Here is a 3,440-nt window from a genome sequence, read left to right on the forward strand (position 1 = left end):
GCCGAACGGGCGCTCCAACTTCTGTGCCTGGCCGGCCTGTCCGGTTTTCCACAGATCACGCTGCCCGTCGGCTCGGTCGCCGGCGCCCCGTTCGGCCTGTCGCTGCTTGGCCCTTCCGGCAGCGACATTGCCCTGATACGGCTCGGTCGGAAACTTCTCGACGCGGCACGAAAGGCCTGACCATGGACACACTGACGCGCATGCGTGCCTTCATCGACGTGGTCGAGGCCGAGGGCTTTTCGGCGGCGGCGCGCAAGATCGGCCGTTCCAAGGCCTTGCTGTCGAAATATGTGCGCGAGCTGGAAGACGAACTCGGCGCTTTGCTGCTCAACCGCACCACGCGCCAGTTCTCGATGACCGAGGCCGGCCACACCTATTACCGGCGCGCCTCTGAGATCGTGCGCGAGGTCGACAGCCTGGCCGACGCGGTGCGTGAATCCTCCGGCGACGTGCGCGGCCGGATCAAGCTGTCGGCGCCGCGCACCTTCGCCGACGCGCCGATCGGCCAGTCGCTGATCGACTTCGCCAAGCAGCATCCCGACATCGTGCTCGACATCCAGCTCGACGACCGCTTCGTCGATCTGGTCGAGGAGGGCTTCGATCTTGCGGTGCGCATCTCGCGGCTGGAGAACTCGTCGCTGATCGCCAGGCGGCTGGCGCCGTTTTCGATAAAGCTCTGCGCCTCCCCCGAACTGATCGCCAAGCATGGCATGCCGACAAGGCCGCAGGATCTCAGCCGCATGCCTTGCATCGTCGACACCAATGGCCGCGGACTGAACAACTGGCCGTTCAAGGGCGACAATGGCGATCCGGTGAGCGTTTCGGTGTCCGGTCCGGTCGAGGTCAACAGCCCGATGACGGCGAGAGCCGCGGCCGTGGCGGGCCTCGGATTTACCGTCCTGCCGGATTTCATCGCCGCGCCCGACCTCGCGAGCGGCCGGCTGGTGGCGGTGATGGATGACCGTATCCTGTCGGGCGGCGGCATCTTCGCCGTCTACCCGCACCGCCGCTATCTGCCGGCGAAAGTCCGCGTCTTCGTCGACTTTTTGGTGCAGTGGTTCAGGACGCGCGAGGCTGGCTGACCGGCGTCAATAGTCTCGTGGTCCCAATTTCGCCCCCTTTCTGGTAACTCTCGGCAACTCTTCCGAGGCCTATGGAATCGCGACCCAGAATGCACCTGAAACGGCACGCAATCATGCTGGCTTCGGCCTTGGCGGCTAGCTTTGCCGCCACTGGACCGGCTTACGTGCATCCGCATGTCTTCGCCGAGGCCCGCCTCGATGTGATTCTCTCCCCGGATCACCAAAGCGTGAAGGCTCTGCGTCATCTCTGGCGCTTCGACGATCTGTTTTCCTCGACCGTGATGATGGAGTTCGACAAGAACTCCGACCTGAAGCTCGATGACAAGGAGCTGAAGGAAGTCGCCGACACCGTTCATGCCTCGCTGGCCGAGTTCAATTACTTCCAGCTCGTCACCGTCGACGGCAAGGACGTGGCGATGACGCCGCCGCCGCATCTGATGGCCAATTTCGACAACGATCAGCTGATCATCCTTTTCGAGTCCGAACCGAAGGTGCCGATCAAGCTCCACGGCAGGATCGATATCGGCGTCTACGATCCGACATTCTACACGGCGATCGACTTCACCGAGGACTCCAACATCACGGTTGAAGGCCTGCCCTCGAACTGCACCAGCAAGGTGGTCCGTCCGGATCCGGACGAGGCTATCAAGGAAAACCAGAAGACCCTCACCGATGCCTTTTTCAACGATCCGACCGGCACCGATATGAGCAAGATCTTCGCCACCAAGCTCGAACTGACCTGTCAGCCAGAAGGATGAAGCCGGTGACGAAACCGTCCCTGCGTTTGGCATTCGGCCTGTTGGCCCTCACTGTCGCCATGATGCATTTCGCCGACGCCGCTCATGCCCAGAGTTCGCTCGGCATCGGCGTCAATGACGGCATGGCGCCCACCACTGGCCCGTTCGCCCATATCCTGATGTGGATCAATCTCAGGCAGCAGGAATTCTACCGCGCGCTGGCAACGGCGATGAAGGCGATGCGCCAGGACGGCAGCAAGATCTGGATACTCGTCGGCCTGTCCTTCGCCTACGGTATTTTCCATGCTGCCGGCCCCGGCCACGGCAAGGCGGTGATCTCGTCCTACATGGTGGCCAATGAGGTGGCGTTGCGGCGCGGCATCCTCTTGTCCTTCGTCTCGGCGCTGCTGCAGGGCCTGACCGCGATCGCGGTGATGGGGGTCGCCTATTTCGTCCTGCGCGGCACCTCCGTCTCGATGACGGACGCGGCCTGGTTCATGGAGATCATGAGCTTTGTCTTCGTCACCCTGTTCGGCGCCTGGCTGCTGTGGCGCAAACTCGGCCCCGCCGTCCTGCGTCTGTTCGGCAAGGGCCCGGCCTACAGCCTGTCGGCGGCTCATGCCGGCCATTCTCACGCCGGTCATTCTCATGGGGGTCATTCTCATGGGGGCCATTCGCATGCCGGTCACTCCCATGCAGCTCACAGCCATTCGGCGCATGCTCATTCGCACGCGCTACACGCGCATGACCATGCGCACGGCCCTTCGCACGATCATCACGATCATGCCGAACGCGATCACGCTCATCACGATCACGCGGCCGGCGAAGTCTGCGACACCTGCGGCCATTCGCACGCACCCGATCCGGCGCTGCTGTCGGGCGACCGCTTCGACTGGCGCACGGCGTGGACGGCGGTGGCGGCGGTCGGCATCCGCCCCTGCTCCGGCGCCCTGATCGTGCTGAGCTTCGCCCTGCTCAACGGGCTCTGGCTCGGCGGCCTGCTGTCGGTGCTGGCGATGTCGCTTGGCACGGCCATCACCGTTTCGGCACTGGCGACACTGGCGGTGACCGCCAAGAACTGGGCGGTGTATTTCGCCGGCGACGGCCGCATGGGCAACCGCATCCACTCGATCGTCGAGATCGGCGGCGCGGCGTTTGTGTTCCTGTTCGGACTGCTGCTGCTGTCGGCGAGTTTGGCGAGCGGCGGATAGGCCGGCGCCACGAGGTTCGGAGTTTAACCCGCGATCTTGCCGCCGAGCTCATCCTCGATGTGAGCGCGGATGATCTCGTCAAAACTCTTTTCGGCGCTGAAGCCGAGCTCCCGTGACCGCTTTGCCTCGAAGCGCGTCGGCCAGCCCTTGACGATCGCCCAGATCGTGTCATCCGGAACCTCGCGGATCAGGCTTACCGCCTTCGGCCCGGCGATGCGTTCCAGCGCCTCGATCTGCTCGCCGACGGTGACGGCAACGCCGGGCATCGTCAGGTTGCGGCGCGGCCCGACTGCGCTGCCGTCGATCCCTGCCGCATGGATCAGGAAGTTCACCGCCGAGCGCGGGCTGGCATGCGTGTGCACGACCGAGCGCGGCACCGGCAGGATCGCTTCGTGGCCGCTCAACGGCTC

3 protein-coding genes and 2 pseudogenes are annotated in these 3,440 nt (G+C 64.2%); 4 read left to right on the top strand and 1 reads right to left on the bottom strand.

Features of this window, described 5'->3' with window-relative positions; all coding sequences use genetic code 11:
* From EOC06_RS14690 to EOC06_RS14705, 4 genes and pseudogenes are all read left to right on the top strand, one after another.
* Positions 1-180 (top strand): annotated as a pseudogene (locus EOC06_RS14690) (amidase); the annotation flags it as partial.
* Positions 181-182: 2 nt separating this feature from the next.
* Positions 183-1,082: a LysR family transcriptional regulator gene (locus tag EOC06_RS14695; RefSeq protein ID WP_023810038.1), complete on the top strand. Its 900-nt coding sequence runs from the start codon at positions 183-185 to the stop codon at positions 1,080-1,082.
* Positions 1,083-1,171: 89 nt separating this feature from the next.
* Positions 1,172-1,840 carry a DUF1007 family protein gene (locus EOC06_RS14700; RefSeq protein WP_128308107.1) on the top strand — a complete coding sequence of 223 codons (669 nt, stop codon included), beginning with the start codon at positions 1,172-1,174 and terminating at the stop codon, positions 1,838-1,840.
* On the top strand, positions 1,837-3,030 hold the full coding sequence (locus EOC06_RS14705) for a nickel/cobalt transporter (protein ID WP_128308108.1): 1,194 nt from the start codon (positions 1,837-1,839) through the stop codon (positions 3,028-3,030). The genes EOC06_RS14700 and EOC06_RS14705 overlap by 4 nt, the downstream gene beginning before the upstream one ends.
* 23 nt (positions 3,031-3,053) lie before the next feature.
* Here EOC06_RS14705 and EOC06_RS42545 read toward each other — a convergent pair.
* Positions 3,054-3,440: pseudogene (locus EOC06_RS42545) on the bottom strand (NAD-dependent epimerase); the annotation flags it as partial.

The sequence above is a fragment of the Mesorhizobium sp. M7A.F.Ca.MR.362.00.0.0 genome (genome assembly GCF_004023175.1).
In the GTDB taxonomy this organism is placed as follows: domain Bacteria; phylum Pseudomonadota; class Alphaproteobacteria; order Rhizobiales; family Rhizobiaceae; genus Mesorhizobium.